Origin of the sequence: Aquabacterium sp. UBA2148 (genome assembly GCF_002328915.1) — a bacterium.
Lineage (GTDB): Bacteria > Pseudomonadota > Gammaproteobacteria > Burkholderiales > Burkholderiaceae_C > Aquabacterium > Aquabacterium parvum.
In genome coordinates, this window is the sequence record NZ_DCXA01000090.1 from 21921 (window position 1) to 23177 (window position 1257).

2 protein-coding genes and 1 pseudogene are annotated in these 1257 nt (G+C 64.5%); 1 reads left to right on the forward strand and 2 read right to left on the reverse strand.

Annotated elements, in window-relative coordinates; translation table 11 throughout:
* Window positions 1–77: 77 nt before the first annotated feature.
* Window positions 78–497, forward strand: a complete 420-nt coding sequence (locus B2W70_RS04865; RefSeq protein ID WP_286743418.1) for a hypothetical protein — start codon at window positions 78–80, stop codon at window positions 495–497.
* Between the two features lie 7 nt (window positions 498–504).
* Here B2W70_RS04865 and B2W70_RS04870 read toward each other — a convergent pair whose 3' ends face one another.
* Both B2W70_RS04870 and B2W70_RS04875 read right to left on the reverse strand, forming a co-directional pair.
* Complete coding sequence (locus B2W70_RS04870; protein ID WP_058088459.1) at window positions 505–927, reverse strand: universal stress protein; 423 nt, start codon at window positions 925–927, stop codon at window positions 505–507.
* Window positions 928–965: 38 nt separating this feature from the next.
* Window positions 966–1257 (reverse strand): annotated as a pseudogene (locus B2W70_RS04875) (metallophosphoesterase); the annotation flags it as partial.

Consider the following 1257-nt stretch of genomic DNA (forward strand, 5'->3'; position numbering starts at 1 on the left):
GCACGCGGGCCGGCCCACAGCTGTGACAAGATCGGTGCTGTGCGTGCCGCCCCTGGCACCTTCAGCCTCGCCCCACCATGATCAAGCGCGTCCTTTTGCCCCTCGTCATCCTGATCGCCCTGGTGGCGGCCTATTTCTACGCCATGCTCAGCTGGAGCTACTCCACCGGCGACCGCGCAGGTTGGGTGCAAAAGATTTCGCACAAAGGTTGGCTGTGCAAGACCTGGGAAGGCGAGCTGGCCCTGGTCTCGATGCCGGGCGCACCGGTTGAGAAGTTCAACTTCACGGTGTTCGACGATGCCGCAGCGGCCGACATCAACCGCCACATGGGCAAACGTGTGTCCCTGCATTACGAGCAGAAGGTGGGCTTGCCCACCAGCTGCTTCGGCGAGACGCGTTACTACGTGACCAAGGTGATCCCGGTGGACGACATTTCTCTGTCGCCCGGGGTGGTGGTGCAGCCAACGCATCCCGCGTCGGCTGCATCGGCACCTTGAGGGGTGCTCAACGCACCAGCAGCACAGGCGCCTTGCTGCGCGCCAGCACCTGGTTGGTGACCGAGCCCATCACCAGGTTCATCAGGTTGCCATGGCCGTGCGAGCCCATGACGATCAGGTCGTGCTTGCCCTTGTCGGCCAGCTTGGCGATGACGTCGGGGGCGTGGCCCGTCTTGGCCACGAAGTTGGTGGCCAGGTTGTGCTTGGCCACGAACTTGCGGATGGGCTTGAAGATGCCCTCTGCGGTGTCCTCGTAATAGGACTTGAGCTGGTCGGCCGGGAACATGGCCGCGGCGTGAGGCGGGATCATGGGCACCACGGTGAGCACGGTGTACTCGTGGTCGGCCTTGAGCCATTCGTCGTGCGTGACCAGCCAGGCCAGCATGCGCTTGGTGTAGGGGCTGCCGTCAACGGGGAGCAGGATCTTCATGGTTCGGTTCCTCGGGCGGTTGGTGTCAAGCCTTCAGTTTAGGCGGGTTGGGCGCTTTGTTCTTGATCCAGCGCAGTTCTGTGGCCACGGGGCACCGTCACCACGCGACGCTCGATGAAACCCGCCTGCTCACCTTTGCTGAAGTAGCCACGCGGGTTGGCCACGATGCGACAGGCCCAGTCGCGTCCGGCGGCGGCATCGGGGCCGTTGCGCCCCCGCACGGTGTGGTCCACCGGGCAGTGCAGGTGGCCGTGGATCCACAGGTCGGCGTTTGGCAGCAGCTCGTCCAGGCCATTGCAAAAGCCCGCTGTGCCGGGTACCAGGCCGTAG

What these genes read in the sequence shown, in the direction of transcription:
- B2W70_RS04870 (WP_058088459.1), bottom strand. Translation starts at nt 927, where the DNA reads ATGAAGATCCTGCTCCCCGTTGACGGCAGCCCCTACACCAAGCGCATG.
- B2W70_RS04865 (WP_286743418.1), top strand. Translation starts at nt 78, where the DNA reads ATGATCAAGCGCGTCCTTTTGCCCCTCGTCATCCTGATCGCCCTGGTG.